Source organism: Massilia sp. FBCC-B171 (genome assembly GCF_059134155.1).
Genome location: NZ_CP101443.1, coordinates 4,554,456 through 4,580,659, shown reverse-complemented (window position 1 = coordinate 4,580,659; position 26,204 = coordinate 4,554,456). Strand labels below are relative to the sequence as shown.

Sequence of the window (26,204 nt, the reverse complement as noted above, 5' to 3'; positions counted from 1 at the left end):
GAATATTTGCAAGATTGGCCAGCGATGCAAATATTCTTTGCATGGGCCGGGCAGCACGTCCCCGGCACCGGTTATTGGTCAGACTGTTAAAATTGCACCTCGTTTTACTATCACCATATTCAAAGGAAAGAACATGATCAAAGTTGGCATCGTTGGCGGAACCGGTTACACGGGCGTGGAATTGCTGCGGCTGTTGGCAACTCACCCCGGCGTGGAGCTGACCGCGATTACCTCGCGCAAGGAAGACGGCCTGCCGGTGGCCGACATGTTCCCGTCGCTGCGCGGGCGCGTGAACCTCGCCTTTTCGGCGCCCGACAAGGCCGACCTGACGCAATGCGACGTCGTGTTCTTCGCCACCCCGCACGGCGTGGCCATGGCGCAAGCGCCGGCCCTGCTGGCAGCCGGCGTGAAGGTCATCGACCTGGCTGCCGACTTCCGCCTGAAGGACCGTGCGAGCTTTGAAAAGTGGTACAAGATCGAGCACACGGCGCCCGAACTGATCGAGGAAGCCGTGTATGGCTTGCCGGAACTGAACCGCGAGGACATCAAGAAGGCGCGCCTGATCGCCAATCCGGGCTGCTACCCGACCACGATGCAGCTGGGCTTCGTCCCCCTGCTCAAGGCCGGCCTGATCGACGCCGGCAGCCTGATCGCCGACGCCAAGTCGGGCGTGTCCGGCGCCGGCCGCAAGGCCGAGATCGGCACGCTGTTCTCGGAGTCGAGCGACAACTTCAAGGCCTACGGCGTGGCCGGCCACCGCCACACTCCGGAAACCTCGGCCCAGCTGCAGCGGTTTACGGACGACAAAGTCAGCCTGATCTTCACCCCGCACCTGGTGCCGATGATCCGCGGCATGCACGCGACCCTGTATGCACGCCTGACCAAGGACGTCGACGACGCCCAGCTGCAGGCCCTGTTCGAGGAAACCTACAAGGATGCGCCTTTCGTCGACGTCATGCCCTTCGGCTCGCACCCGGAAACGCGCTCCACCCGCGGCTCGAACATGCTGCGCCTGGCGCTCCACCGTCCGGATGGCGGTAACACCGTCGTGATCCTGGTGGTGCAGGACAATCTGGTGAAGGGTGCGTCCGGCCAGGCCGTGCAGTGCATGAATCTGATGTTCGGCTTTGACGAGACCACTGGTTTGCAGCAGATTGCCCTGTTGCCGTAAGCGGCGTTGCAGGAAACCGACTACGCGAAAAACAGGCGCCTTCTGAAGTTTCCTTTGTGCATTGTCTGATAAGAGCTAGATCAAGGTGGCAACCGTTGAGAACGGTAAATTGACCGGTGCGCTGATCGGTTTTTACGATCAATTCATCTATCTCACAGGGGTGCCACCATGTTTGGTCGCAACGCGAAAAGCGAAATTGACAGCCTGATCGGCATCGCCGCCCGGATCGAGGGCGACCTGTGCTTCAGCGGCGGCTTGCGCATCGATGGCGAAGTACACGGCAACGTGATCGCCAGCGAGGGCAACGACAGCGTGCTGATCGTTTCCGAGCATGCGCGCATCGAGGGCGAAGTGCGCTGCGCCAACCTGGTGGTGAACGGTTTCATCGCCGGGTCGGTCCATTCGACGGAACTGCTTGAATTACAGCCGAAAGGCCGCATTCATGGAGATGTCCATTACAAACTGCTGGAAATGCATGGCGGGGCCCTGGTAACCGGCAAGCTGACACACCAGCCGAGCGGCGAACCGGTGTTTCACCTGGCAGTGGCGGAGGCATCGGAAGCGTGACCGTCACTAACAGTCTATAATGGAATAAATTTGAATCCAATCAGGAGTTTATCCATGACTGCAGTGGCCGAAGTAGTTGACTTTGACACCATCCCGACCCCCATCGTCTTCACCGATAGCGCCGCTCAAAAAGTGGCGCAATTGATTGAAGAAGAGGGCAATCCCGACCTGAAACTGCGCGTTTTCGTGCAGGGCGGCGGCTGTTCGGGTTTCCAGTACGGCTTCACCTTCGACGAAATCGTCAACGAAGACGACACCACCATGGAGAAGAACGGCGTGCAACTGCTGATCGACTCGATGAGCTACCAGTACCTGGTCGGCGCCGAAATCGACTACAAGGACGACCTCGAAGGCGCCCAGTTCGTCATCAAGAACCCGAACGCCACCAGCACCTGCGGCTGCGGTTCGTCGTTCTCGGCATAAGTTGACGTACAGCCCGGCTTGACCGGGCGTTGAGATCAGATCCGGGCCATGCCCGGATTTGTTTTTTGTGCGCTTGCTGCCGGCGTTGGGCTGCTTTACTATTTATTCATGAACAAGCGCCGCCTGTCCTCGACTCGCATGATTGCCGCCATTCCAGCAATGGCGGCTTAGCTCGTTCATCAGCGACCCGCCCACGAGGCGGGTTCTGCTGCATGCCCGTCTCTTCATTCACACAGGAGACCAGCATGCCATCCCACCCCCTCGCAGCCCTGATCCAGTCCGCCGATGCCGCCATCACGGCGGGCAACTTCAACGCCCTGATGGATTTCTATGCCGACGACGCCACGCTGGTCATCAAGCCGGGCTTGAGCGTGCGCGGCAGGGACGACATCCGCCAGGCCTTCATCAGGATTGCCGCGCATTTCCGCCACACGCTGGTGGTGAAGCAGGGCAGGATGGAGGTGGTCGAAGGGGCCGGCACGGCCCTGGTGATCATGGAAACGCTGCTGGACTACCGCGACGAGCAGGGCGAGAGCGTCCACGTCGCCCGCCGTGCGACCTATGTTTTCCGCTGTGAATCCGATGGGAACTGGCTGTGCGTGATCGATAACTCGTACGGGACGGATTCGCTGGACCTATTGGCCGAGTCCTAGCCCCTGACGTCGAGGTAGGGTGGACACTCCGTGCCCACGCGAAAGTCAGCGTCGTGTTAACGCTACTTCTACCGCTATGTACGCCTTCCGAGACGGGTGACCTGATGACGGGATAGCGCCTCAGGAACCGCGCTCATGGCGGTGCGTCGTTCCGCGTGGGCACGGAGTGCCCACCCTACGAACGGCGTTTCAGGCGGGGTAGAGTGCGCCCAAAATACGCGGGCCCTTCGCTCCCGTCACCGCCGGCATATTCCCCGGCTGGCGCTGCGTGAACCGGTATCCCAGCCAGGCAAAGGCCAGCGCCTCGACCCGGTTCGGCGCAATCCCCAGCGCCGCCGTCGATTCCACCGGCACCTGCCCGCCGAGCGCAGCCGCCAGCGCCCGCAGCAGGGCGCCGTTATAGGCCCCGCCGCCGCAGACATAGACCGCATCCACCGCCACGCCCTCGTCGAGAACGGCGCGTGCGATCGTCTCGGCCGTGAGCGCGGTCAGCGTCGCCTGCACGTCCGCCGCGGCCACGTGGGTAAAACCAGCCAGGTGGGCATCGAGCCATTCCATGTGGAACAGGTCGCGTCCCGTGCTCTTCGGTGCTGGCTGGTGGAAATAGGGTTCGCGCATGAGTGCCGACAGCAAGCCGGCGTCGACCGTCCCGCTCGCGCCCCAGGCGCCGTCGGCATCGTATTGTTTGCCCTGGTGGCGCCCGATCCAGCCGTCGAGCAAGACATTGCCCGGCCCGGTGTCAAATCCCGTCACGCGGCCGTCGCCGTGCAGCACGCTGATATTGCCGATGCCGCCGATGTTGACCACCACCCGCGTCGTGCCGGCGGCGCCGAAGGCCGCCGCATGGAAGGCGGGTACCAGCGGCGCGCCCTGGCCGCCGGCGGCGACGTCGCGGCTGCGGAAGTCGGCGATGACGTCGATACCGGTCAGTTCGGCCAGCAAGGCGGGGTTGTTGGTCTGGCGCGTAAAACCGAGTTCGGGCCGGTGGCGCACGGTCTGGCCATGCACGGCGACGGCCGCCACCGGACCCGGGGCGATCAGCGTCAAGGCCTCGACGCAGGCGGCGTAGGCCTGCGCCAGGCCGTTCGCGGCGATGGCTTCGCGTTCGATCTCGTTGGGGCTACTTGCCTGCAGCGCCATCAGTTCGGCGCGCAGGGCGGGCGGGAAGGGGATGAAGGCGGCTTCGAGGGTGCGGATCGCGCCGCCTGCGAAATCGGCCAGGACGCCGTCTACGCCGTCGAGGCTGGTGCCCGACATCAGGCCAATAAAGAGGGAAGAAGTCATCATGTGCCCATCATAATCGAGACCCACGTAAAAACGCCTTCCGTGCGGTTAAGCAACGGAAGGCGTTGATGGGAGCAGGGTGCGCTTAGCGGGCGGCCATGGCGTTGCCGCCCGGGGTCATCAGCGAGAAGCGGTGGTTCATTTCCGCGGCAGCCATCTTGAAGCGGGCCATTTCGCCGTTGGTCAGCGGTGCGGCCATCAGGTTCTTCAGCGTGTTCGGATCGCGTGCAACATTGGCGACGCGGAACTCATAGTGCAGGTGGGCGCCGGTGGACCAGCCGGTCGAGCCGACATAGCCGATGACCTGGCCCTGGCTGACCTTGGCGCCTTTGCGCAGGCCGCTGCCGAAACGGCTCATGTGGGCGTAGGCGGTGCTGTAGTTCGACCAGTGCTTGATGACGACCATGTTGCCGTAGCCGCCAGAGACACCGACGGACTCGACCGTGCCGTCGCCTGCGGCGCGGATCGGGGTGCCAGTCGAGGCTGCGTAGTCGATGCCCTTGTGCGCTTTCCACTGGCCGGAGATCGGGTGCACGCGGTTCGAGAAGCCCGACGAGACGCGCGAGAATTCCAGCGGCGACTTGAGGAAGGCTTTTTTCAGCGATTTGCCGTCGAGGCTGTAGTAGCCGCCTTGCTTGGTGACCGGGTCTTCGAACCACACGGCCTGGTGGCTGGTGCCGCGGTTGATGAATTCGCCTGCCAGAATGCGGCCGGTCTTCACCAGTTCGCCGTCGAGCCAGAAGGTTTCGTAGACGACGTTGAAGCGGTCGCCGCGTTTCAGGTCGCCGCGGAAGTCGATGTTCGTCGAGAACATTTGCACGATTTCACCGACGATCGAATCCGGGATCGAGCCGCCGTCGACGTTCGCGTCGGTGGCCGAGTACAGCGAGGAACTCTTGATCTCGCGCGAACGCATTTCGACGCGGCGCTCGAGCTTGGCAGGGGCTTGGGAAGCCTTGAAGCCGTCGCCATCGCGTGCGATGGTGAGCGTCATCGGCGCGCTATTCTTGTCGGCCAGGGTGGCGCGCAGCGACAGCAGCTGGCCGTTCTCGTCGGTCTCGGCCTGCAGGCGCTTGCCGTTTTTCAGCGAGAGGATGCGGCGGGCGAGCTTGTCGGAGCGGATGAAATTCTGCGCCTGGGCATCGTTCACGCCGAGACGGCTGAGCATGGTGCCCACCGAGTCGCCCGAACGGACGCGCTCTTCGTGAATGAATTCCTGCTCGTCCTGCTGGAGGGCGGCGATCTGGTCGGAAAGGTTGGGCAGGGCCAGGGTCTCCGCGACCGACACGACGTTGACGTCGCTGTCGTCCTGGGCGACTGGCGCCGTCGCAACGGCGCCGAAAGCGCACAGTGCGAGGGTCAGGGCGCCGGCGCTGACGACACGGGTCTTGCGACTCATATTCGTCAGGCGGGACAGGCTGCTATTGGTGATTTTTTGGATTGGGTTCATGCAATCAGTTAAAATTTACCGCTTGAACTTAGGACCACTATTTTTCTTGTTGTTTTAAAAAGTTTTCATGCGGCAAGATTGATGGGATCGAGCATTGTACCAAAATATCGCGTCCTACAACCGTTTTAGCCAAACTCCTACAAAGAATTTATGACAGACTCCGCGTCTTGCAGTACTAACAACTCTGTTTCCAAGACCCAACTGCCGTTGTCGGACAAGGTCCAGGAAGCGCTCGCCATCACCAAACGCGGCGTCGACGAACTCCTGATCGAAAGCGAATTCGTAAACAAGCTGGTGCGCTCGGAAAAGACCGGCACCCCACTGCGCATCAAGCTGGGCCTGGACCCGACCGCACCCGACCTGCACCTGGGCCACACCGTGGTGCTGAACAAGCTGCGCCAGCTCCAGAACCTGGGCCACCAGGTGATCTTCCTGATTGGCGACTTCACCTCAATGATCGGCGATCCGTCGGGCCGCAACGTGACGCGCCCGCCGCTGACCCGCGAACAGGTCGAGGAAAACGCCATGACCTATTTCCGTCAGGCTTCCCTCGTGCTCGACGCCGAGCGCACCGAAATGCGCTACAACTCCGAATGGTGCGACCCGCTCGGCGCGCGCGGCATGATTCAATTGGCCTCGCGCTACACCGTTGCCCGCATGATGGAACGCGACGACTTCACCAAGCGCTACAAGAGTGGGACTCCCATTGCTGTGCATGAGTTCCTGTATCCGCTCATGCAGGGCTACGATTCGGTCGCTTTGAAATCGGATCTTGAGCTAGGTGGAACGGATCAGAAATTTAACTTGCTGGTTGGACGCGAACTTCAGAAGGACTACGGGCAAGAGCCACAGTGCATCTTGACCATGCCGCTGCTGGAAGGCCTGGACGGCGTCGAGAAGATGTCCAAGTCGAAGAACAATTACATCGGCATCACCGAAGCGCCGAACACCATGTTCGCCAAGCTGATGAGCATTTCCGACACGATGATGTGGCGCTATTTCGAGCTGCTCTCGTTCCGTTCGCTCGAGGACATCGCGGCATTGAAGGCAGCCGTCGAAGGCGGCGCCAACCCGCGCGACGCCAAAGTGGCGCTGGGCCAGGAAATCGTGACCCGCTTCCATTCGGCGCAGGCGGCCACCGACGCGCTGGCCGACTTCGTCAACCGCTCGAAGGGCGGCGTCCCGGACGACGTGCCGGAAGTGGCGGTGTCCGGCGCGCCGCTGGGCGTGGCCCAGCTGCTGAAGGCGGCCGGCCTGTGCGCCTCGACCTCGGAAGCCATGCGCATGGTCGACCAGGGTGGCGTGCGCATCGACGGCGAGGTGGTGTCGGACAAAAACCTGAAGGTCGAAGCGGGCAGTTTCGTGATGCAGGTTGGCAAGCGCAAGTTCGCCCGCGTGAATTTCACCGGATGATCGGCCTGCTGCAACGCGTCAGCCACGCCGGCGTCGTGGTCGACGGCGCCACGGTCGGCGCGATCGACGCCGGCCTGATGGTGCTGGTGTGCGCCGAAAAGGGCGACACCGAGCGCGAGGCCGACGCTTTACTCACCAAGCTGCTCGGCTACCGCGTGTTTTCGGACGAGGCCGGCAAGATGAACCGCAGCGTCACCGATACGGAAGGCGCGCTACTGCTCGTGCCTCAGTTCACGCTGGCGGCCGATACCCGCTCCGGCACCCGTCCTTCGTTTTCGCCCGCGGCCAGTCCCGACGATGGCCGCCGCCTGTTCGATTATTTCGTGCGCCAGGCGCGGGCGCGACATGGCAAAGTTGAAACCGGTCAATTTGGCGCCGACATGAAAGTGAGCCTGACCAACGACGGTCCGGTCACCATCTGGCTGCGTGTTGATCCTGTCGTTGTTTCGCGTTGAAACCCGTACCGCAGCGCGCGGTCAATACTTAAGAGGGAGGCCCAGTGGAGTCGAAGATGAAGATCTGGAGTGATTCGTTTACCGAGGGCGGGGCGATTCCACCCGAGTGTGCGTTCGCGGTCATCGATCCGGCGGCGCATGTGCGCCTGTCCAGCAACCGCAATCCCCACCTTGCCTGGGACGACGTGCCGGCCGGCACCCAGTCGCTCGTCATCCTCTGCGTGGACGTCGACGCCCCCACTGACGGCACCGACGTCAACAAGGAGGGCAGGAGCGTGCCCGAGTCGCTCAAGCGCGCCGATTTCCATCACTGGGCGCTGGTCGACATCCCGGCCAGCCTGAAGTCCATCAGCGAGGGCCAGTTCTCCGACAAGGTCACACCCGGCGGCAAGAGCGGTCCGAACGTGTCCTTCCTCGTCAAGAACGGTACCGAGCACCAGCTGCGCCAGGGCGTGAACGACTATACCGGCTGGTTCGCAGCCGACCCCGGCATGGCCGGCGAGTATTTCGGCTACGACGGGCCGTGTCCGCCATGGAACGACGAGCGCGTTCACACCTATGTGTTTACAATCTACGCACTCGACATTCCCGAGTTTCCGCTCGACGGCAGCTTCAGCTGCGCCGAAGCGCGGCTGGCGCTGACCGGCCACATCCTCGACGAAGCGCAGATCTTCGGGGTTTATTCGCTCAATCCCGCGATCGCGCCCACGCTTTCCACATGATTACGCCCGCAGCCGCGGGCGATTTTGAAAACGCATGCACAACGACACCCCGACCCGGATCGTACTGATCCGTCATGGCGAAACTGCCTGGAACTTTGAGCGCCGCCTGCAGGGCCACCTCGATATCGATTTGAACGAAGAAGGGCAGCGCCAGGCGCGCGCCCTGGCCGCCAGCCTGGCCGGCGAACACTTCGACCTGCTCGTCTCGAGCGACCTGTCGCGTGCCAGCCAGACCGCCAAGGCGCTCGGCGAGGTCAGCGGCCTGCCCCTCTATATAGATGGACGCCTGCGCGAGCGCTGCTACGGCGGCTTCGAAGGCTTGCTGTACGCCGACATTGCCGAGCGTTTCCCGCAAGAGTTTGCTGCCTGGCAGGCGCGCGACGTCGACGCCCAGCTGCCGCCAGGGCAGAACCGCGGCGAAAGCTTCCGGGAATTCTACGAGCGGGTCACCAGCGCCATCCTTGGCTGGGCGTCCGACAATCCTGGACAATCGCTGGCCATCGTCGCCCATGGCGGCGTGCTCGAGTGCATCTACCGCGCCGCGCTCGGCCTGTCCCTGGACACCCCGCGCGACTTCAAGGTGCTCAATGCCAGCATCAACCGGTTTATCGTGCGCGACGGACAATTCGAACTGGTCAGCTGGGGCGAAGTGGCTCATCTGCAGCCAGCCGTCCTCGACGATATTTGAACGCAACCCCGCGCATGCGCAGCCGATTCCCCGGTCTGCGCATGCCTGCCGGGTAAGCCCCTAAAGCATTCCTTTCCCTTCTGTCCACACCGGATTATCCCGTGCGCGACAGTTTCGGAAAAATATTGCCCTTAATTTGAGCAGTAGTTCAGGTAAAATAGCGGGTTCCCATCCATTCTTTACCTGGTTCCGCTGTGCAAATCGGCCCCTATACACTGCGCAATAACGTCTTCGTCGCCCCCATGGCGGGCGTGACCGACCGTCCGTTCCGGCAGCTGTGCAAACAGCTCGGAGCGGGCTATGCCGTGTCCGAGATGGCCGCCTCCAATCCGCGCCTGTGGGCCAGCGAAAAGACCAGCCGCCGCACCGACCACGAGGGCGAGATGGAGCCGAAAGCGGTGCAGATCGCCGGCGCCGACCCGCAAGACCTGGCCGACTGCGCACGTCACAACGTCGAGCGCGGCGCCCAGATCATCGACATCAACATGGGTTGCCCCGTGAAAAAGGTGTGCAACAGCTGGTGCGGGTCGGCCTTGCTGCAGCACGAAGACCTGGTCGAGCGCATCTTGAACGCGGTGGTGCAGGCGGTGGACGTGCCGGTGACGCTGAAATTCCGCACCGGCTGGGACCGCCAAAACAAGAATGCCTTGACCATTGCGCGCATGGCCGAACAGGCCGGCATCCAGATGCTGACCCTGCACGGCCGCACGCGCGCGGACGGCTACAAGGGCGAGGCCGAATACGACACGATCCGCGCCGTCAAGGCGGCGGTCGGCATTCCGGTCGTCGCCAATGGCGACATCACGACGCCGGAAAAAGCGAAATTTGTGCTGGACTACACGGGTGCGGACGCCATCATGATCGGTCGCGCGGCTCAGGGCCGGCCCTGGATCTGCCGCGAGATCGACCATTATTTGCGCACCGGCGAACACCTGCCGGCGCCCATGGTGGAAGAAGTGCGCGCGCTCATGAACGAACACCTGCCGGCGCATTACGCCTTTTATGGCGACTACATCGGCGTGCGCAGCGCGCGCAAGCACATAGGCTGGTATGTCGAGGATTTGCCGGGCGGAGAAGTTTTCCGTCAGCGGATGAACCTGCTGGAAACGACCGCCGAGCAGCTCGCGGCCGTCGATAATTTTTTTGAATCGCAACTTCGTCATGGCGAACGGTTACAATACCGGCCCGCAGTTCCTGCCGTCGAACCGATGGCAGCGTAAATAACAAAAGCACGTAAAACTACAAAAACGATTTGGGGACACCGCCGGCACAACTGGCGGAGCAATCACTAACCAGGATGAAGCAGCAGACATGAGCAAAGAGAGTATCCAGGAAGTTGTCCAGAAAAGCCTCGAGGACTATTTCAACGACTTGGGCGAGCAAAAGCCGACGAACATCTACGACATGATGGTCATGACGGTCGAAAAGCCGATCCTGGAAGTGGTGATGACGCGCGCCGACGGCAACCAGTCGCATGCGGCCCAGATGCTGGGCATCAACCGCAATACCTTGCGCAAGAAACTGCAAGAGCACGGACTGCTCTAAGCTTCACCGGCACGCGTGGCCGCGTGGGCGCGGCCAACATGGCGCGCCGGGAATCCGTACCGAATTCTCATCAACTGTGGCCACCCCATGATCAAACAAGCTCTTATTTCCGTCTCCGACAAGACCGGCGTGCTCGATTTCGCGCGCGCCCTGTCCGCACTCGGCGTCGATATCCTGTCCACCGGCGGCACCGCCAAGCTCTTGCAAGACAATGGCGTGCCGGTGACTGAAGTGGCCGACTACACGGGCTTTCCGGAAATGCTCGATGGCCGCGTCAAGACCCTGCACCCGAAGGTCCACGGCGGCATCCTCGCGCGCCGCGATTTCCCTGAGCATGTGGCCAAGCTGCAAGAGCACGGCATTCCGCAGATCGACATGGTCGTGGTCAACCTGTATCCCTTCCAGGCGACCGTCGCCAAGGATGACTGTTCGCTGGAAGACGCGATCGAGAACATCGACATCGGCGGCCCGACCATGCTGCGCTCGGCCGCCAAGAACCACCGCGACGTGGTCGTGGTGTGCGATCCGAGCGACTATGGCGTGGTGCTGGCCGAAATGAAGGGCACGGGCGCGACCGCCGGCGCGGTGAGCTACGACACCAAGTTCCGCCTGGCCAAGAAAGTCTTCGCGCACACCGCGCAATACGACGGCGCCATCACCAATTACCTGACCAGCCTGGGCGAAGACAAGCAGCACGCGACGCGCTCGAGCTATCCGGCAACCATCAACATGTCCTTTGAAAAAGTGCAGGACATGCGCTACGGCGAGAACCCGCACCAGGGCGCGGCGTTCTACCGCGACATCGTCACGGTCGATGGCGCACTGGCGAATTACCGCCAGCTGCAGGGCAAGGAACTGTCGTACAACAACATCGCCGATGCCGATGCGGCCTGGGAGTGTGTGAAATCGCTGGGCGGTTTTGCGCAACCTGCTGGTTGCGTGATCGTCAAGCACGCCAACCCGTGCGGCGTGGCCATCGGCACCGACGCATTGGATTCCTACACCCGCGCCCTGCAGACCGACCCGACCTCGGCCTTTGGCGGCATCATCGCCTTCAACGTCGAAGTCGACGGCCGCGCGGCCGAAGCGCTGGCCAAGCTGTTCGTCGAAGTGCTGATCGCGCCATCGTTCACGCCGGAAGCGCGCCAAATCATGGCGGCCAAGCAGAACGTGCGCCTGCTGGAGATTTCGCTCGGCAAGGGCCAGAACCCGTACGACGTCAAACGCGTCGGCGGCGGCTTGCTGGTGCAGGCGCCGGACGCGAAGAACGTCAGCATTGGCGACTTGCGCGTGGTGAGCAAGAAGCAGCCGACCCCGCAGCAGCTGCAGGACATGATGTTCGCCTGGCGCGTGGCCAAGTTCGTGAAGTCGAACGCGATCGTCTTCTGCGCTAACGGCATGACGCTGGGCGTCGGGGCAGGGCAGATGAGCCGAATCGATTCGGCCCGCATCGCGTCGATCAAGGCGCAGAACGCCGGCTTGTCGCTCGCCGGTTCTGCGGTGGCGTCGGATGCCTTCTTCCCGTTCCGCGATGGCCTCGATGTCGTGGTCGATGCCGGTGCGACCTGCGTCATTCATCCGGGCGGCTCGATGCGCGACCAGGAAGTGATCGACGCGGCGGACGAGCGTGGTGTCGTCATGCTCTACACGGGCACGCGTCACTTCCGTCATTGATTTGTAGGGTGGACGGGTTCCCCGTCCACGCGTTCAACGCACGTGTGATAATCGTGCAGACCGATTATCGATGCGTTATCGAGTCAATCATTGTCGCGTTACCACGACGCATCGTTCCGCGTGGGCACGGAGTGCCCACCCTACCTGTGTTTTTACACAGTATTTTTCCCACGAACGTTGCTGGCCGGTATAACATTCGTCCATGATTATCCTCGGCATCGACCCGGGCCTGCGCACCACCGGCTTTGGGGTTATTGAAAAACACGGCAGCAAACTGCGCTATATCGCCTCCGGCACCATCAAGTCCGGCCTGGAAGGCGCCTTGCCGCCGCGCCTGAAGATCATTCTCGACGGCGTGCGTGAAGTGGTCGCCATTTATGGCCCGCAGTGCGCGGCCATCGAAAAAGTGTTCGTCAACGTCAACCCGCAGTCGACCCTGCTGCTCGGCCAGGCGCGCGGTGCGGCGATTTGCGCGCTGGTCGGCGCCGATCTCGAAGTCGCGGAATATTCGCCCACCCAGATCAAGCAATCCGTCGTCGGCACCGGCAAGGCCGCCAAACCGCAAGTGCAGGACATGGTCGCGCGCCTCCTGAAACTGCCGGGGCTGCCCGGGAGCGATGCGGCCGACGCGCTCGGTGTCGCCATCTGCCACGCCCACACGCACGACACGCTGGCGCTGCTCAACGTGCTCAGCCCGCAAAAGACCACGCTGCGCATGAAGAACGGCCGTCTCGTCTAATTAAAAGAAAGGTCCACCATGATTGGTCGCATCTCCGGAATTCTGCTGGAAAAGAACCCGCCGCAACTGCTGGTGGACTGCCAGGGCGTCGGCTACGAAGTCGACGTGCCGATGAGCACCTTTTATAACCTGCCGCATACGGGCGAAAAGGTGGTGCTGTTCACCCACCAGGCGATCCGCGAGGATGCGCATTTGCTGTTCGGCTTCGGCAGCGCCAGCGAGCGCGCGCTGTTTCGCCAGCTGATCAAGATCACCGGCGTCGGTGCGCGCACGGCGCTGGCGATTTTGTCCGGCATGACGGTGGCCGACCTGGCGCAAGCCGTGACCTTGCAGGAATCGGGTCGCCTGGTGAAAGTGCCCGGCATCGGCAAGAAGACCGCCGAGCGCCTGCTGCTGGAACTGAAGGGCAAGATCGGCGCCGACCTCGGCATCGTCGGCGGCGCGCCGCGCGACGATACCCAGTCCGACGTGCTCAACGCACTGCAGTCTTTGGGGTATTCTGACAAGGAAGCACTGCTGGCCATCAAGAACCTGCCGGCCGGTTCGACCGTGTCGGACGGCATCAAGTTTGCCCTGAAGGCGCTGTCCAAGGCCTGACCTGTTTTACAAAGATAATCCATGAGCATCCAGACCGACAATTTCACCGAGCAGCGGGTCATCGACGCCGCCCCAAGCTCGCCCAACGAGGAGGCGATCGAGCGCGCCTTGCGCCCGAAGCAGCTCGACGAATACGTCGGCCAGGAAAAGATTCGCAGCCAGCTCGAAATCTTCATTTCCGCTGCCCGCAAACGGCGCGAAGCGCTGGACCACACGCTCCTGTTCGGCCCGCCGGGCCTGGGTAAAACCACGCTGGCCCACATCATTGCGCGCGAGATGGGCGTGAACCTGCGCCAGACCTCGGGTCCGGTACTCGAGCGCCCGGGCGACCTGGCCGCCATTCTGACCAATCTCGAACCGAACGACGTGCTCTTCATCGACGAGATCCACCGCCTGTCGCCGGTGGTCGAGGAGATCCTGTATCCGGCACTCGAGGATTACCAGATCGACATCGTGATCGGCGAAGGGCCGGCCGCGCGTTCGGTAAAACTCGACCTGCAGCCCTTTACCCTGGTCGGCGCCACCACGCGCGCCGGCATGCTGACCAATCCTTTGCGCGACCGCTTCGGCATCGTCGCCCGCCTCGAGTTCTATAACGTCGCCGAGCTGACCAAGATCGTCACCCGCAGCGCGGCGCTGCTCGAAGCCCCGATCGATCAGGAGGGCGCGCATGAAGTCGCCCTGCGCGCGCGCGGCACGCCGCGTATCGCGAACCGCCTGCTGCGCCGCGTGCGCGACTATGCGGAAGTCAAGGGCAATGGACAGATCACGAAAGAGATCGCGGACCTGGCCCTGATCATGCTCGACGTCGACTCGGTCGGCTTCGACGTCATGGACCGCAAGCTGCTGGAAGCGGTGCTGTTTAAATTCGGCGGCGGGCCGGTCGGCATCGGCAACCTGGCCGCGGCCATCGGCGAAGCGGCCGACACCATCGAAGACGTGCTGGAACCCTATCTGATCCAGCAGGGCTATCTGCAGCGCACGCCGCGCGGGCGCATCGCCACGCCGGCGGCGTACATGCACTTCGGCGTCGCCGCTCCGCGCATCAGCCCGACCGGGGACTTGTGGGACCCGCTGCGGTGATGGAGATCTGGGTCGACGCCGACGCCTGCCCCGCCGTCATCAAGGACATCCTCTACCGCGTCGCCGAACGCACGCAAATCCAGGTGACGCTGGTGGCGAACCAGCTGCTGCGCGTACCGGGTTCGAAATTCATCCGCTCGGTGCAGGTGCCCAGCGGCGCCGACGTGGCAGATGCCGAGATCGTCGAGCGCTTGAACCCGGGCGACCTGGTCGTTACCGGCGACATCCCGCTGGCGGCGCTGGTGCTGGAGAAGGGCGGCTTCGCCCTCAATCCGCGCGGCGATTTTTATACCAAGGACACCATCGCCCAGCAGCTGACGATGCGCGCCTTCATGGAGGAATTGCGCAGTGGCGGCGTCGACACCGGCGGCCCGGCCGCCTTCAGCCAGTCCGACCGCCAGCAGTTCGCGAATTCGCTCGACCGCCACCTGGCGCGCCACGCGCCGCGCAAGACCCCAAGCTGAGATCGGGCGCCGGGCCGCCCCGTGCGCCGCCGAGCCCGCTAATCTGTCATGATCTTCGGAAATCTGACAGGAGCGACTACGTGTGGTGGCAACAAAGCTGGATGACAATACAGCAGGAATTCTCGGACCTGGGCGACGTCGAATCGATCACCCGGCTGGTGGTACGGCTGCTGGTGGCGATCACGCTGGGCGGGATCCTCGGTTATGAGCGCGAGTCGGTCGGCGCCTCGGCCGGCCTGCGCACCCACATGCTGGTCTCGCTCGGCTCGGCCCTGTTCGTGCTTATTCCGCTGCAGGCCGGCATGAGCATCCAGGACTTGTCGCGCGTCCTGCAGGGCGTGACGGCAGGCATCGGTTTCCTCGGCGCCGGCGCCATCCTCAAGCAAAACAACAAGAACGACATCAAAGGCCTGACCACCGCCGCCAGCGTCTGGCTCACGGCCGCCGTCGGCATTGCCGCCGGCATGGGACGCGAAGCGACCGCGGTGGTGAGCGCCCTGTTTGCGCTGGTGATCCTGGCGCTGGTGCGCAGCACGGCCAGGAATAACGGCGACGCCTAAGCGCGCGATGAAGCCTGGGGACGCTGGAAGTGCTGCTATCGAAAACGTGCGCAGAAGTGTGCAGCGTTCTCTTCCTGCCCCGAACCGTCTATATGGACGCCCCCCCTTTTGCAAGGTATTTTCAGCTTTGTTCAGACGAGGAAAGTCGCAGTTCTATATCCGGCCTTGCACGGCGGACGCCGCTGGCCCCGATGAAATCCGCTGACCCACGCCTCATTCCTGCTGCGGGCTGTTAGCCCAGACGGTTCGTCAGGCTTGATGGGTCCCGGTCTAACCTGTCTGTCATCGCTGTCTACACCTGTCGCAACTGGTGACGTGCCATCCTTTCAAAAAATCGATTCGTCTCACGTCGTTGCCGCTGCCTGCGGCATCGAGCTGACATATTCCTTGTCGTACTTGCGCCCGTGGGCCAGCATCGCCCAGATCGTGCGCGCGATCTTGTTGGCCACGGCCACGACGACCACGTTGTATGGCCGTCGCGCGCTGATCTGCTGCAGCCACGGACTCGGTGTTTTGCTGTGCTCGACCACCGACCGCGCGCCGTTTATGATCATCTTGCGCAGGTAGGTGTCGCCACGTTTGCTCATGCCCAGCAACTTCACCTTGCCCCCGCTCCCGGTCTGGCCAGGTATCAGGCCGACATAGGCCGCAAACTCACGGCCAGACCGGAACGCCTTGGCGTCGCCCATGGTGGCCACCGCCGCGGTAGCGGTGATCAAGCCGACACCTGGGATGTCGGCGATGGCCTTCGCGGCGGAGTCCTGGCGCATCCATCCCTGCAACGATCGCTCGATATTGGCCATCCGCTCGTCCAGCCGGGCCACTTCGTTCCACTGGTCGCGCAGCGCATCGATCAGCGGCGCCGGCAGCCGTTCCGCCAGCCGTTCGAGCGCCTCTTTTATGCCCTCGTCGAACGATTTTCGTCCCTTCCCGAACACTTCGCCGTATTCCGCCAGCAGGCCGCGCAACGCGTTGATCGTCGCCGTACGCGCCTTCACCAGGCCTTCGCGGATGCGGTGCAGTGCCAGGATCGCCTGTTGGCCTTCGGTCTTGACCGCCACAGCTTTTATGCCCGGCTGCTGCACGGCCAGGTAGATTGCATAAACGTCGGCCGCGTCGTTCTTGTTCCCGCAGACGAACGCCTTGACCATTTTGCCGCCCATCAGCTTCACTTCGTGTCCCATCTCCTGGAGCTGGCGCGCCCAATGCTGGGACCCGCCGCATGCTTCCATCCCGATCAGGCAGGGCGCGCGGTTGGCGAACCACTCCAGGAACTTTGCGCGCTTGATCTGCTTGTTGAACACCTCCCCGGTCCCCTTGTCTACCGTGTACACCTGGAACACGTTCTTGGCGATGTCGACACCGACCACCTGCTTGTCCGTCGCTTTCATGATCTGGCCCCTCCGGCTCAACGGGATAGCGGAATGCTTCCCCTGGAACAGCTTCAGATACCACCGGCTGCCGGTGGTTCACCCGTCAGCCAAACCTACCGACTCGCGGACTTCGCCTATGCGGTAGAGGTGGGGGCGTCCATTTCATTCCTGCTGACCGTGTTCGTGCCCTCGAAATGCAGAAGCTGTCCGAGTGAATCGCCCAGCCCCAACGCAAAAAACCCGCCGATGGCGGGTTTTTTGCTTCAGCCTCGCCCGCGCTATCTGCGTGGTGCGCGCCGATTATTTAATCGTGTCGATTAGATAGCGCAGATACTGCCGGCTTTTTCGCCTTTAGGACCGGTCGAGCGCACGAACGAGACGCGCTGGTTTTCGGCCAGGCTTTTGAAGCCTTCGGATTGAATATCCTGGAAGTGCGCGAACAAATCGCCGCCGCCTGCGTCAGGGGTAATAAAGCCGAAGCCTTTAGCATCATTGAACCATTTGACGGTGCCGGTTTGAGTAGTCATTTACATTTCCTTTAAATTTGCATGGGCAACAGCGCCCGGGATGCACATTCGACCAGAGAGGGTGTAACGGGAGGAAATCAAACAGGCTGCCGAGAGGCGATGCGGGAGAGAAAGACCAACAATAACAACGACTTGATGTAGTGCGAGATGGAAGATACAGGGCTTTTTCCAAATATCCTAATGATTTCGGATTTAATTTCAAGCGTCGTGTTTACGGGGTCAAGAATAAATAAGCCGGAATGGCTGTTAGTATCCGGAAGCCGTGCGATGCGAATTTCGTTGAAGCGGAAAACGCAAAGGTTTTAATGACAATGAAAACATCCCGACTCGGCAGCTTTATCCACGACAATATGGAGAAAATACTCCAGGCCTGGGAAGATTTCGCGCGCACCATCGAGCCGCCGGCACTGACGATGGACGATATTGAATTGCGCGACCATGCGCGCCAGATGCTGGCCGCTTTTGCGGCAGACCTGGGCACCTCGCAATCGGCGCCGGAACGCGCCGCCAAGTCGAAGGGCCTGGGCAAGCGGGGCGAGAACGACACCGCCGCCGAAACCCACGCCGAAGCGCGCCTGCTGTCGGGCTATACCGTCGTGCAGCTGGTCTCGGAATACCGCGCCCTGCGCACCAGCGTGCTGACGCTCTGGGCCGCCGATATCGGGGATACCCAGCCCGTGCACCTGGCCGACGTGACCCGCTTTAACGAAGCGGTCGACCAGGCCCTCGCCGAGTCGGTGGCGCGCTACGAATACATGGTCAAGCAGTCCCAGAACATGTTCCTGGCCATCCTCGGCCACGACCTGCGCAATCCGCTGGGCACGGTGGTGACCGGATCGAGTTTCCTGATGCAGGCCACCGACATCCCGCCAAAATATGTGCTCGTTGCGACGCGCATGTTCAACAGCGGCAAGCGCATGAGTAAGCTGATCAACGACCTGATCGATTTCACGCGCACCCACCTGGGACCCGGCATTCCGATCCGGGTCAAGCAGGGCAGCCTGGTGGCCGTCTGCGAAGAGATGGTCAACGAACTGCGCACCTTTCATCCGGAGCAGCAGATCGACCTGCTGGTGCCGCCGCAGCTCGATGCCATCTTCGACGACAGCCGCATCGCCCAGGTGTTGTCCAACCTGGTCGGCAATGCGATCCAGTACGGCTGTCCCGACACGCCCGTCACGGTGCAGGTCACGGCCGACGAATGCGACCTCGCCATCGCGGTCAACAACCGGGGCCCGGCCATCGCAGCCGACAAACTGTCGAGCATTTTCGATCCGATGGTACGCATCGCGGCGAACGTCAGCAGTGCCAGCGGCGACTACACCGAACGCACCAGCCTTGGCATCGGCCTTTTCATCTCACGCGAAATCATCCATGCCCACGGCGGCAAGCTCAGCCTGACATCGACCGAGGGCGAGGGCACGACCTTCACGGTGACCATGCCGCGCATGCCCGTCGGCTTTGCTGGCGACGAGACGCAAGCCGGCTCGGCTTGAGGCGCGCCAAACTCTTTCGCGCACGCCAAGCGCGCGCCACGTCCGCCGTCGTTTGCTAGGATGCCGCTAGTAGGTGGATGTAGCGAGGCTATTGAATGTCTGGAAGCGCCAATTCCGATCCGCGCGCGAATGCCTATCTGGCAGCGCGGGTCGACGACGCCTTGAAGTTGCTCAGCACGGATGGCATGTCCCCCGCGCTCGAGTTCATGCAGCTCGTCGGGGTACCGCGCAAGGTGGCACTGCGGGTGTTATGTTCGCCGGCCCAGCAGCGTACCTGCGACCGGCGCCGCGCGCCGCGCCCGGACGGCTGACGCCAATTGCCACCAGGGAGACCCCCATGTTCAGCTTCGACGATTTCGCCCAGCTTCATTTCCTTGAAGGCTACTGGAAGGGAACGAGTGCCGACGGCACCGAATTCTACGAACAGTACGACCGCCCCGAGCCGGGCATGTTCCGCTCGCGCCGCTTCCCGGACGAAGCATTCGACCAGCATACCGACGGCAGCCACATCACCTTCCAGGATGGCGAGGTGCGCTCGACCTGGGGCGACTTCACCTGGCGCGCCACGCGCATCGGCAAGGACTTCGCCGACTTCGAACCGGTCAACGCACCGAGCCATTTCAGCTGGCGCCGCATCGACGAATCGACCCTGGAAGCGCTCCAGCGCTGGCAGGCCGAAGGCAAGGAGCAGCAGCACACGATCCGGATGACGAAAATCACCCGGATCGTCTAGCGCTAGTGGTCGACGCTTTTGGAAAACAGGTTAATTACCAGCACTCCCGCGATGATCAGCGCGAGCCCGAGCAGGGCCGGCAGGTCCAGGCGCTGCTGGTAGACGACCCAGCTGACGATCGAAATCAGGACGATCCCCACGCCCGACCAGATTGCGTATGCAATCCCCGTCGGCAGCACCTTCAGGCTGAAGGTCAGCAGATAAAACGAGGCGGCGTAGCAGACGACGGTCAGCACGCTTGGCCACAGCCGCGTGAAATTGTCGGTGGCTTTCAGGGCCGTGGTGGCGATCACCTCGACCACGATGGCCAGGCCCAGGAACAGATAGCTTTGGAATAGGGTCATCGAAATAGCGAAATAAAAAAAGCGGCCACCCGGGCCGCTTCGATGGATCAGGAACTGGTTACTGCTCGCGCTGCCAGACTTGCGAACGGCCGAACATCGGGGCGCCGATATAGCCGCGCACTTCGAGTTTCTGGCCGCCGTCGCGCAGGGTCGCCTTGCTCTTGTAGACCTTGCCCTTGGCCGGGTCGAGGATCTCGCCGCCGGTGTAGTCGTTGCCGTCCTTTTTCAGGCCGGAGACGATGGTCATGCCGACCAGCGGCTGGTCCTTGCGCGAATCCTTGCACTCGCCGCACTTCGGATTCTGGTCTTCGTTCGGGCCGCGGAACAGCTTTTCGATCTTGCCCTGCAGAGCGCCGTTTTCCTCGGTAATGCGCACCAGCGCCTTCGGTTTGCCGCTCTCGTCGTCGATGGTCTTCCAGAGGCCGATCGGCGACGTATTTTGCGCCCAGGCGGCGCCAGCGAACAGCATGGTGGCCAGCAGGCCGGCTTTGATCAGAATTCGCATGGTGTGTCTCCGTTGTTGTGGTTGCGTTAGGGCCAGTGTAGCAAACCCTGCGTGCTCCTTGGCGATAAAAACGTTGCCGGATGTTTCAGGCGGCCGGCAGCTCGTGACCGACCATCAGGCGGTGGCCATCGGCCGTGCGCAGGCCGAATTCGCGCATGTCCCAGGGTTCGTCGCGCAGCGCCTTCGTGATCTCGGCGCCGGCCGCCACCGCCCGCGCATGCTCCGCATCGGCGTCCTCGACCACGAGATAAGCGAACCAGGAATGAAAACCGGTCTCGGCCGGCGGCATGGCGTCCTCGCAACGGCCCGCCATGATGCGGCAGCCATCGCGCACGAACATGCGCCAGCCCGGGTCGCCCATGTCCTGGGCCGTGAAGCCGAGGGCGTCGCGGTAAAACGCCTCCGACACGTCGAGGTCGTGGACGGCCAGCACGTACATGTGGTCCCGGATCATGGTGTTCCTCCCGATAAGGTCAGGTCAAAAAAAACGCGGCCAGTGGGCCGCGTTTCGTGTGCAGCGGGATCAGCCCGCAGCGAGTTTGCCCAGCTGCTCGCGCATCTTCTCGATCGTGGCCGAGAAGTTCGCCAGGCGTTCCTTCTCTTGCGCGACCACCGCCGCCGGCGCGCGGGCGACGAAGCTTTCGCTCGAGAGCTTGCCGTTGGCTTTCGCGATCTCGCCCTCGATGCGCGCGATCTCCTTCGACAGGCGCTCGCGTTCGGCGGCGACGTCGATCTCCACCTTCAGCATCAGCTTGGTCGTGCCGACGATCGACACGGCCGCCGGCGACTCCGGCAAGGCCTCGACGATCTGCACTTCCGCCAGTTTGCCGAGGGAAGCGATGAAGGGCGCAAAGCCCTGCATGTTGGCGCGGTCGCTGTCGTTGCCCGGCTCGACGATCAGCGGCACGCGCACCGACGGCGACAGCTTCATTTCGCCGCGCAGGTTACGCGTCGCATTGGTCAGGTCTTTGAGCTGCGCCATCCAGGCTTCGGCGCCTTCATCGATCAGCGCTTCGTTGGCGATCGGGTAGGGCTGCAGCATGATCGAGTCGCCTGTCTTGCCGGCCATCGGCGCGATCGCCTGCCACAGGGCTTCGGTCACGAACGGAATGATCGGATGCGCCAGGCGCAGGATCACTTCCAGCACGCGCAGCAAGGTGTGGCGCGTGGCGCGCTGCTGGGCTTCCGTACCTTGCTGGACCGTGACCTTGGCCACTTCCAGGTACCAGTCGCAGTACTCGTCCCAGACGAATTTGTAGATGGCGCTGGCGATGTTGTCGAAGCGGTAGTCGGCAAAGCCTTTCGCCACTTCGAGCTCGGCGCGGTTCATCAGCGAGATGATCCACTTGTCGGCCTGCGACAGGTCGGCGTCATCCGGCTTGCCGCAGTCTTTGCCTTCCGTGTTCATCATCACGAAGCGGGTCGCGTTCCACAGCTTGTTGCAGAAGTTGCGGTAGCCCTCGGCGCGGCCCAGGTCGAAATTGATGTTGCGGCCGAGCGAAGCGTAGCTCGCCATCGTGAAGCGCACGGCGTCGGTGCCGAAGGCCGGGATCCCGGTCGGGAACTCTTTACGCGTGGCTTTCGCGATCTTCTCGGCGGCGCGCGGGTCCATCAGGCCGGCGGTGCGTTTCGCCACCAGCGACTCGATGTCGATGCCGTCGATCAGGTCGATCGGGTCGAGGGTATTGCCCTTCGACTTGGACATCTTCTGGCCCTGCGAATCGCGCACCAGGCCATGCACGTACACGGTCTCGAACGGCACTTTATTCGTGAAGTGCGCGGTCATCATGACCATGCGCGCGACCCAGAAGAAGATGATGTCGAAGCCGGTCACCAGCACCGAGGAGGGCAGGAACATCTTCATGTCCGGCGTTTCTTCGGGCCAGCCCATGGTCGAGAAGGGCACCAGCGCCGACGAGAACCAGGTGTCGAGCACGTCTTCGTCGCGGCGCAGTTCGCCGGTGATGCCTTGTGCTGCGGCCTTGGCTTTCGCTTCTTCCTCGTCGCGCGCGACGATGATGTTGCCGCTTTCGTCGAACCAGGCCGGGATGCGGTGGCCCCACCACAGCTGGCGCGAGATGCACCAGTCCTGGATGTTGCCCAGCCACTGGTTATAGGTCGTGCTCCAGTTCTCGGGCACGAACTTGATCTCGCCATTGGCGACCTTTTCCAGCGCCACTTCGGTGATCGACTTGCCGGGATTGAAGGTGCCTTCCGGCGCCGGTTTCGTCATGGCGACGAACCACTGGTCGGTCAGCATCGGCTCGATGACGACGCCGGTACGGTCGCCGCGCGGCACCATCAGCTTGTGCGGCTTGACTTGCTCGAGCAGGCCGAGCGCCTCTAAGTCGGCGACGATCTGCTTGCGCGCGGCGAAACGGTCCAGGCCCTGGTACTGGGCCGGGCCGTTCTCGTTGATCTTGGCGTCCAGCGTCATGATCGTGATCGGCGCCAGGCCCGCGCGCTGGCCCACGGCGTAGTCGTTGAAGTCGTGCGCCGGCGTGATCTTCACGCAGCCGGTACCGAATTCCTTGTCGACGTAGCTGTCGGCGATGATCGGGATCTCGCGCCCGGTCAGCGGCAGCTTGAGCATCTTGCCGACCAGGTGGATATAGCGCTCATCGGTCGGGTCGACCGCCACGGCCACGTCGCCCAGCATGGTTTCAGGACGGGTGGTGGCCACCGTCAGGCTGCCGGAGCCGTCGGCCATCGGGTACTGGATGTACCACATCGAGCCGTCTTCTTCGACCGAATCGACTTCCAGGTCGGAGACGGCGGTGCCCAGCTTCGGATCCCAGTTCACCAGGCGCTTGCCGCGGTAGATCAGGCCCTGCTCGTACAGGCGCACGAAGACTTCCGACACCGTCTTGGAACGCGTCTCGTCCATCGTGAAGTATTCGCGCTGCCAGTCGGGTGAGGCGCCCAGGCGGCGCATCTGGCCGGTGATCGTGTTGCCCGACTGTTCCTTCCACTCCCAGACCTTCTTGATGAACTCGTCACGGCCGAGGTCGTGGCGCGAAATCTTCTGGGCGTCGAGCTGGCGCTCGACGACGATTTGCGTCGCGATGCCGGCGTGGTCGGTGCCCGGGATCCAGGCGGTATTGAACCCGCGCATGCGGTAGTAACGGGTCAGGCCATCCATCACGGTCTGGTTGAACGCGTGGCCCATGTGCAGCGTGCCCGTCACGTTCGGCGGCGGCAGCTGGATGCTGAACGCCGGCTTGTCGGCGTCCATGGTGGCGGCGAAATACCCGCGCTGTTCCCACTCGGCGCGCCAGTATTGTTCAATGTCGGCGGGCTCGAAAGACTTGGCTAATTCCATGATGTGATGGCGTTTGAATGTACGAAAGGACCATTATAGAGGAGGAGGGCGGGTATGCGGACGTGGGGGGTTGCCAAAACCGCAGCACGGGCTATAATTCGCCCGTTGCCGAAATGGCAGCACACGCTAGGGGTCCTGCGCATCGTTTGATGCGCGGGTGAGAAATACCCTCTGAACCTGATCTGGATAATGCCAGCGAAGGGAAGCTTCGAGATGTTCCACCGGCGGCGCGCATGCGTCGCCGGTCTTCTCCGACTCCTTTGCTGGCTCCTGCCCAAAGGAGCCGCATGAATGCACCACTGAAGTTCGACGCCGCCACCGCCACGGTGGACCTGGCCGCCATCGCACCGTTTCCCAATTCGACCAAGGTCTTCCTCGAAGGCAGCCGCCCCGACATCCGCGTGCCGATGCGCGCCGTCGCGCAGAGCGACACGCCCGACAGTTTCGGCGGCGAGGCCAATCCCCCGGTCTTTGTCTACGACACCTCGGGTCCCTACACCGATCCGGCCGTGCAGGTCGACATCCGGCGCGGCCTGGCGCCGATGCGGGCCAACTGGATCGCCGAGCGCGGCGACACCGAACAGCTGATTGGTCCGAGCTCGCACTTCGGCGCTGCGCGCCTGAATGACGCCAGCCTCGACGCCCTGCGCTTCGAGCTGCAGAGCAAGCCGAGGCGCGCGAAAGAGGGCGCCAACGTCACCCAGATGCACTACGCCCGCCGGGGGATCGTTACGCCCGAGATGGAATTCGTCGCCCTGCGCGAAAACCTGCGCCGCAAGGAGTACCTGGCGCAGCTGGAGGAAAGCGGGCCGATGGGACAGCGCACGGCCGCACTGCTGGGCCGCCAGCATCCTGGCCAGTCCTTCGGCGCCGCCATTCCCGGCGAGATCACGCCGGAATTCGTGCGCGCGGAAGTGGCCCGCGGGCGCGCCATCATCCCGGCCAACATCAACCATCCGGAAAGCGAGCCGATGATCATCGGCCGCAATTTCCTGGTCAAGATCAACGCCAACATCGGCAACTCGGCCGTGACCTCCTCGATCGGCGAGGAGGTGGAAAAGATGACCTGGGCGATCCGCTGGGGCGCCGACAACGTGATGGACCTCTCGACCGGCAAGCATATCCACGAGACGCGCGAATGGATCATCCGTAACAGCCCGGTCCCGATCGGCACCGTGCCGCTCTACCAGGCGCTGGAAAAGGTGAACGGCAAGGCCGAGGACCTGACCTGGGAGATCTACCGCGACACGCTGATCGAACAGGCCGAGCAGGGCGTCGATTACTTCACGATCCACGCCGGCGTGCGCCTCGCGTATGTGCCGATGACGGTGAAACGCCTGACAGGTATTGTGTCGCGCGGCGGCTCGATCATGGCCAAGTGGTGCCTGGCGCACCACAAGGAGTCCTTCCTCTACACGCATTTCGAAGAGATCTGCGGCATCATGAAAATGTATGACGTCGCCTTCAGCCTGGGCGACGGCTTGCGGCCCGGCTCGATCTACGACGCCAACGACGAAGCCCAGCTGGCCGAACTCGCAACGCTCGGCGAACTCACGCAGATCGCCTGGAAGCACGACGTGCAGACCATGATCGAGGGACCCGGCCACGTGCCGCTGCACCTGATCCGCGAAAACATGCGCCTGCAGCTGGAACAGTGCGAAGAAGCCCCGTTCTATACGCTCGGGCCCCTGACCACCGACATCGCGCCCGGCTACGACCACATCACCTCCGGCATCGGCGCGGCCCACATCGGCTGGTACGGCACCGCCATGCTGTGCTACGTGACGCCGAAGGAGCACCTCGGCCTGCCCGACAAGGGCGATGTGAAAGACGGGATCATCACCTATAAGATCGCCGCCCACGCGGCCGACCTTGCCAAGGGCCATCCGGGTGCGCAGATCCGCGACAACGCCTTGTCGAAAGCACGCTTCGAATTTCGCTGGGAAGACCAGTTCAACCTCGGGCTCGACCCGGACAAGGCGCGCGCCTTCCACGACGCCACGCTGCCGAAGGAATCGAGCAAGGTCGCGCACTTCTGCTCGATGTGCGGCCCGCATTTCTGCTCGATGAAGATCACCCAGGAAGTGCGCGCCTACGCCGCAGCAGGGGGAATCGACGCACACCAGGCGCTGGCGCAGGGCATGCAGGAAAAGGCGATCGAGTTCGTGCGCGGCGGTGCGAAGCTGTACCGCGAGGTATGACCATGCTCGACATCGAACTCAATGGCGCGCCCTACCGCCTGCCGCAAGGCCAGACGCTGGAAGACCTGGTGCGTGCGCTCGGCATGGGGAGCCAGGCGCTGGCGCTGGCCGTGAACCGCCAGGTGGTGCCGCGCCAGCAGTGGAGCGAGCGGCTGCTGGCGGGCCAGGACCGGGTGGACATCGTGCGCGCCATCGGCGGCGGCTAACTGGAGACG

The 26,204-nt window shown here is 62.9% G+C and carries 30 protein-coding genes and 1 riboswitch; of the genes, 22 read left to right on the top strand and 8 right to left on the bottom strand.

Features of this window, described 5'->3' with window-relative positions; all coding sequences use genetic code 11:
• Positions 1-133: 133 nt before the first annotated feature.
• The 4 genes from argC to NMB41_RS20800 all read left to right on the top strand — a co-directional run bounded on the left by argC (position 134) and on the right by NMB41_RS20800 (position 2,814).
• Positions 134-1,171 carry an N-acetyl-gamma-glutamyl-phosphate reductase gene (gene argC, locus NMB41_RS20815; protein ID WP_494379700.1) on the top strand — a complete coding sequence of 346 codons (1,038 nt, stop codon included), beginning with the start codon at positions 134-136 and terminating at the stop codon, positions 1,169-1,171.
• A gap of 168 nt (positions 1,172-1,339) precedes the next feature.
• Positions 1,340-1,738, top strand: a complete 399-nt coding sequence (locus NMB41_RS20810; protein ID WP_494379699.1) for a bactofilin family protein — start codon at positions 1,340-1,342, stop codon at positions 1,736-1,738.
• A gap of 54 nt (positions 1,739-1,792) precedes the next feature.
• Complete coding sequence (gene erpA, locus NMB41_RS20805; protein ID WP_494379698.1) at positions 1,793-2,161, top strand: iron-sulfur cluster insertion protein ErpA; 369 nt, start codon at positions 1,793-1,795, stop codon at positions 2,159-2,161.
• Between the two features lie 245 nt (positions 2,162-2,406).
• A complete protein-coding gene (locus tag NMB41_RS20800) occupies positions 2,407-2,814 on the top strand; it encodes a YybH family protein (RefSeq protein WP_494379697.1) in 408 nt (135 codons plus the stop codon).
• A gap of 189 nt (positions 2,815-3,003) precedes the next feature.
• Here the strand turns inward: NMB41_RS20800 and NMB41_RS20795 are convergent, their stop codons facing one another.
• Both NMB41_RS20795 and NMB41_RS20790 read right to left on the bottom strand, forming a co-directional pair.
• The gene (locus NMB41_RS20795) at positions 3,004-4,101 is read right to left on the bottom strand and encodes an anhydro-N-acetylmuramic acid kinase (RefSeq protein WP_494379696.1); all 1,098 of its coding nucleotides are present in this window, start codon (positions 4,099-4,101) and stop codon (positions 3,004-3,006) included.
• 82 nt (positions 4,102-4,183) lie between these two features.
• Positions 4,184-5,548, bottom strand: a complete 1,365-nt coding sequence (locus tag NMB41_RS20790; RefSeq protein ID WP_494379695.1) for a M23 family metallopeptidase — start codon at positions 5,546-5,548, stop codon at positions 4,184-4,186.
• Positions 5,549-5,698: 150 nt separating this feature from the next.
• Here NMB41_RS20790 and tyrS point away from each other — a divergent pair, with 150 nt between their 5' ends.
• From tyrS to NMB41_RS20730, 12 genes are all read left to right on the top strand, one after another.
• Positions 5,699-6,961 carry a tyrosine--tRNA ligase gene (tyrS, locus tag NMB41_RS20785; protein ID WP_494379694.1) on the top strand — a complete coding sequence of 421 codons (1,263 nt, stop codon included), beginning with the start codon at positions 5,699-5,701 and terminating at the stop codon, positions 6,959-6,961.
• A complete protein-coding gene (gene dtd / locus NMB41_RS20780) occupies positions 6,958-7,416 on the top strand; it encodes a D-aminoacyl-tRNA deacylase (RefSeq protein WP_494379693.1) in 459 nt (152 codons plus the stop codon). The genes tyrS and dtd overlap by 4 nt, the downstream gene beginning before the upstream one ends.
• 56 nt (positions 7,417-7,472) lie before the next feature.
• Positions 7,473-8,138 carry a YbhB/YbcL family Raf kinase inhibitor-like protein gene (locus NMB41_RS20775; protein ID WP_494379692.1) on the top strand — a complete coding sequence of 222 codons (666 nt, stop codon included), beginning with the start codon at positions 7,473-7,475 and terminating at the stop codon, positions 8,136-8,138.
• Between the two features lie 34 nt (positions 8,139-8,172).
• Positions 8,173-8,826: a histidine phosphatase family protein gene (locus tag NMB41_RS20770; RefSeq protein WP_494379691.1), complete on the top strand. Its 654-nt coding sequence runs from the start codon at positions 8,173-8,175 to the stop codon at positions 8,824-8,826.
• Between the two features lie 194 nt (positions 8,827-9,020).
• Positions 9,021-10,046 carry a tRNA dihydrouridine synthase DusB gene (dusB, locus tag NMB41_RS20765; protein ID WP_494379690.1) on the top strand — a complete coding sequence of 342 codons (1,026 nt, stop codon included), beginning with the start codon at positions 9,021-9,023 and terminating at the stop codon, positions 10,044-10,046.
• 91 nt (positions 10,047-10,137) lie between these two features.
• Positions 10,138-10,371, top strand: coding sequence for a helix-turn-helix domain-containing protein (locus NMB41_RS20760; RefSeq protein WP_056338842.1), 234 nt, complete (start codon positions 10,138-10,140; stop codon positions 10,369-10,371).
• An 87-nt stretch (positions 10,372-10,458) separates the two neighbouring features.
• Complete coding sequence (gene purH / locus NMB41_RS20755) at positions 10,459-12,045, top strand: bifunctional phosphoribosylaminoimidazolecarboxamide formyltransferase/IMP cyclohydrolase (protein ID WP_494379689.1); 1,587 nt, start codon at positions 10,459-10,461, stop codon at positions 12,043-12,045.
• Between the two features lie 202 nt (positions 12,046-12,247).
• On the top strand, positions 12,248-12,784 hold the full coding sequence (gene ruvC, locus NMB41_RS20750; RefSeq protein WP_494379688.1) for a crossover junction endodeoxyribonuclease RuvC: 537 nt from the start codon (positions 12,248-12,250) through the stop codon (positions 12,782-12,784).
• Positions 12,785-12,802: 18 nt separating this feature from the next.
• Positions 12,803-13,381: a Holliday junction branch migration protein RuvA gene (gene ruvA / locus NMB41_RS20745; protein WP_494379687.1), complete on the top strand. Its 579-nt coding sequence runs from the start codon at positions 12,803-12,805 to the stop codon at positions 13,379-13,381.
• A gap of 21 nt (positions 13,382-13,402) precedes the next feature.
• Entirely contained in the window at positions 13,403-14,464 is a 1,062-nt protein-coding gene (gene ruvB, locus NMB41_RS20740) for a Holliday junction branch migration DNA helicase RuvB (RefSeq protein WP_494379686.1), read from the top strand.
• Entirely contained in the window at positions 14,464-14,928 is a 465-nt protein-coding gene (locus tag NMB41_RS20735; RefSeq protein ID WP_494382881.1) for a YaiI/YqxD family protein, read from the top strand. The genes ruvB and NMB41_RS20735 overlap by 1 nt, the downstream gene beginning before the upstream one ends.
• Before the next feature lie 101 nt (positions 14,929-15,029).
• The gene (locus tag NMB41_RS20730; protein WP_494379685.1) at positions 15,030-15,488 is read left to right on the top strand and encodes an MgtC/SapB family protein; all 459 of its coding nucleotides are present in this window, start codon (positions 15,030-15,032) and stop codon (positions 15,486-15,488) included.
• Between the two features lie 344 nt (positions 15,489-15,832).
• Here NMB41_RS20730 and NMB41_RS20725 read toward each other — a convergent pair whose 3' ends face one another.
• Positions 15,833-16,879 (bottom strand): IS110 family RNA-guided transposase, encoded by a 1,047-nt coding sequence (locus NMB41_RS20725; RefSeq protein WP_494379684.1) that lies wholly within the window; start codon positions 16,877-16,879, stop codon positions 15,833-15,835.
• Between the two features lie 33 nt (positions 16,880-16,912).
• Here NMB41_RS20725 and NMB41_RS20720 point away from each other — a divergent pair, with 33 nt between their 5' ends.
• On the top strand, positions 16,913-17,182 hold the full coding sequence (locus NMB41_RS20720) for a hypothetical protein (RefSeq protein WP_494379683.1): 270 nt from the start codon (positions 16,913-16,915) through the stop codon (positions 17,180-17,182).
• On the opposite strand, the gene NMB41_RS20715 is transcribed toward NMB41_RS20720, so the two are convergent.
• Positions 17,179-17,388, bottom strand: coding sequence for a cold-shock protein (locus tag NMB41_RS20715; RefSeq protein WP_192053319.1), 210 nt, complete (start codon positions 17,386-17,388; stop codon positions 17,179-17,181). The genes NMB41_RS20720 and NMB41_RS20715 overlap by 4 nt on opposite strands.
• A 311-nt stretch (positions 17,389-17,699) precedes the next feature.
• Between NMB41_RS20715 and NMB41_RS20710 the strand changes: the two genes are divergently transcribed.
• The 3 genes from NMB41_RS20710 to NMB41_RS20700 all read left to right on the top strand — a co-directional run bounded on the left by NMB41_RS20710 (position 17,700) and on the right by NMB41_RS20700 (position 19,617).
• Positions 17,700-18,884 (top strand): ATP-binding protein, encoded by a 1,185-nt coding sequence (locus NMB41_RS20710; RefSeq protein WP_494379682.1) that lies wholly within the window; start codon positions 17,700-17,702, stop codon positions 18,882-18,884.
• 95 nt (positions 18,885-18,979) lie between these two features.
• The gene (locus NMB41_RS20705) at positions 18,980-19,195 is read left to right on the top strand and encodes a hypothetical protein (protein ID WP_494379681.1); all 216 of its coding nucleotides are present in this window, start codon (positions 18,980-18,982) and stop codon (positions 19,193-19,195) included.
• A gap of 26 nt (positions 19,196-19,221) precedes the next feature.
• On the top strand, positions 19,222-19,617 hold the full coding sequence (locus tag NMB41_RS20700; RefSeq protein WP_494379680.1) for a hypothetical protein: 396 nt from the start codon (positions 19,222-19,224) through the stop codon (positions 19,615-19,617).
• Positions 19,618-19,619: 2 nt separating this feature from the next.
• Here NMB41_RS20700 and NMB41_RS20695 read toward each other — a convergent pair whose 3' ends face one another.
• The 4 genes from NMB41_RS20695 to NMB41_RS20680 form a co-directional block, all read right to left on the bottom strand.
• Entirely contained in the window at positions 19,620-19,961 is a 342-nt protein-coding gene (locus tag NMB41_RS20695; protein WP_494379679.1) for an SMR family transporter, read from the bottom strand.
• A gap of 58 nt (positions 19,962-20,019) precedes the next feature.
• Complete coding sequence (locus NMB41_RS20690; RefSeq protein WP_494379678.1) at positions 20,020-20,466, bottom strand: DUF2147 domain-containing protein; 447 nt, start codon at positions 20,464-20,466, stop codon at positions 20,020-20,022.
• Between the two features lie 85 nt (positions 20,467-20,551).
• A complete protein-coding gene (locus tag NMB41_RS20685) occupies positions 20,552-20,920 on the bottom strand; it encodes a VOC family protein (RefSeq protein WP_494379677.1) in 369 nt (122 codons plus the stop codon).
• A 69-nt stretch (positions 20,921-20,989) separates the two neighbouring features.
• A complete protein-coding gene (locus NMB41_RS20680; protein WP_494379676.1) occupies positions 20,990-23,788 on the bottom strand; it encodes a valine--tRNA ligase in 2,799 nt (932 codons plus the stop codon).
• Between the two features lie 118 nt (positions 23,789-23,906).
• Positions 23,907-24,009, top strand: a riboswitch (TPP riboswitch).
• Positions 24,010-24,075: 66 nt separating this feature from the next.
• On the opposite strand from NMB41_RS20680, the gene thiC reads away from it, so the two are divergent.
• Both thiC and thiS read left to right on the top strand, forming a co-directional pair.
• Positions 24,076-25,989, top strand: a complete 1,914-nt coding sequence (gene thiC, locus NMB41_RS20675) for a phosphomethylpyrimidine synthase ThiC (protein ID WP_494379675.1) — start codon at positions 24,076-24,078, stop codon at positions 25,987-25,989.
• Between the two features lie 2 nt (positions 25,990-25,991).
• A complete protein-coding gene (gene thiS / locus NMB41_RS20670; protein WP_494379674.1) occupies positions 25,992-26,195 on the top strand; it encodes a sulfur carrier protein ThiS in 204 nt (67 codons plus the stop codon).
• Positions 26,196-26,204: the final 9 nt, after the last annotated feature.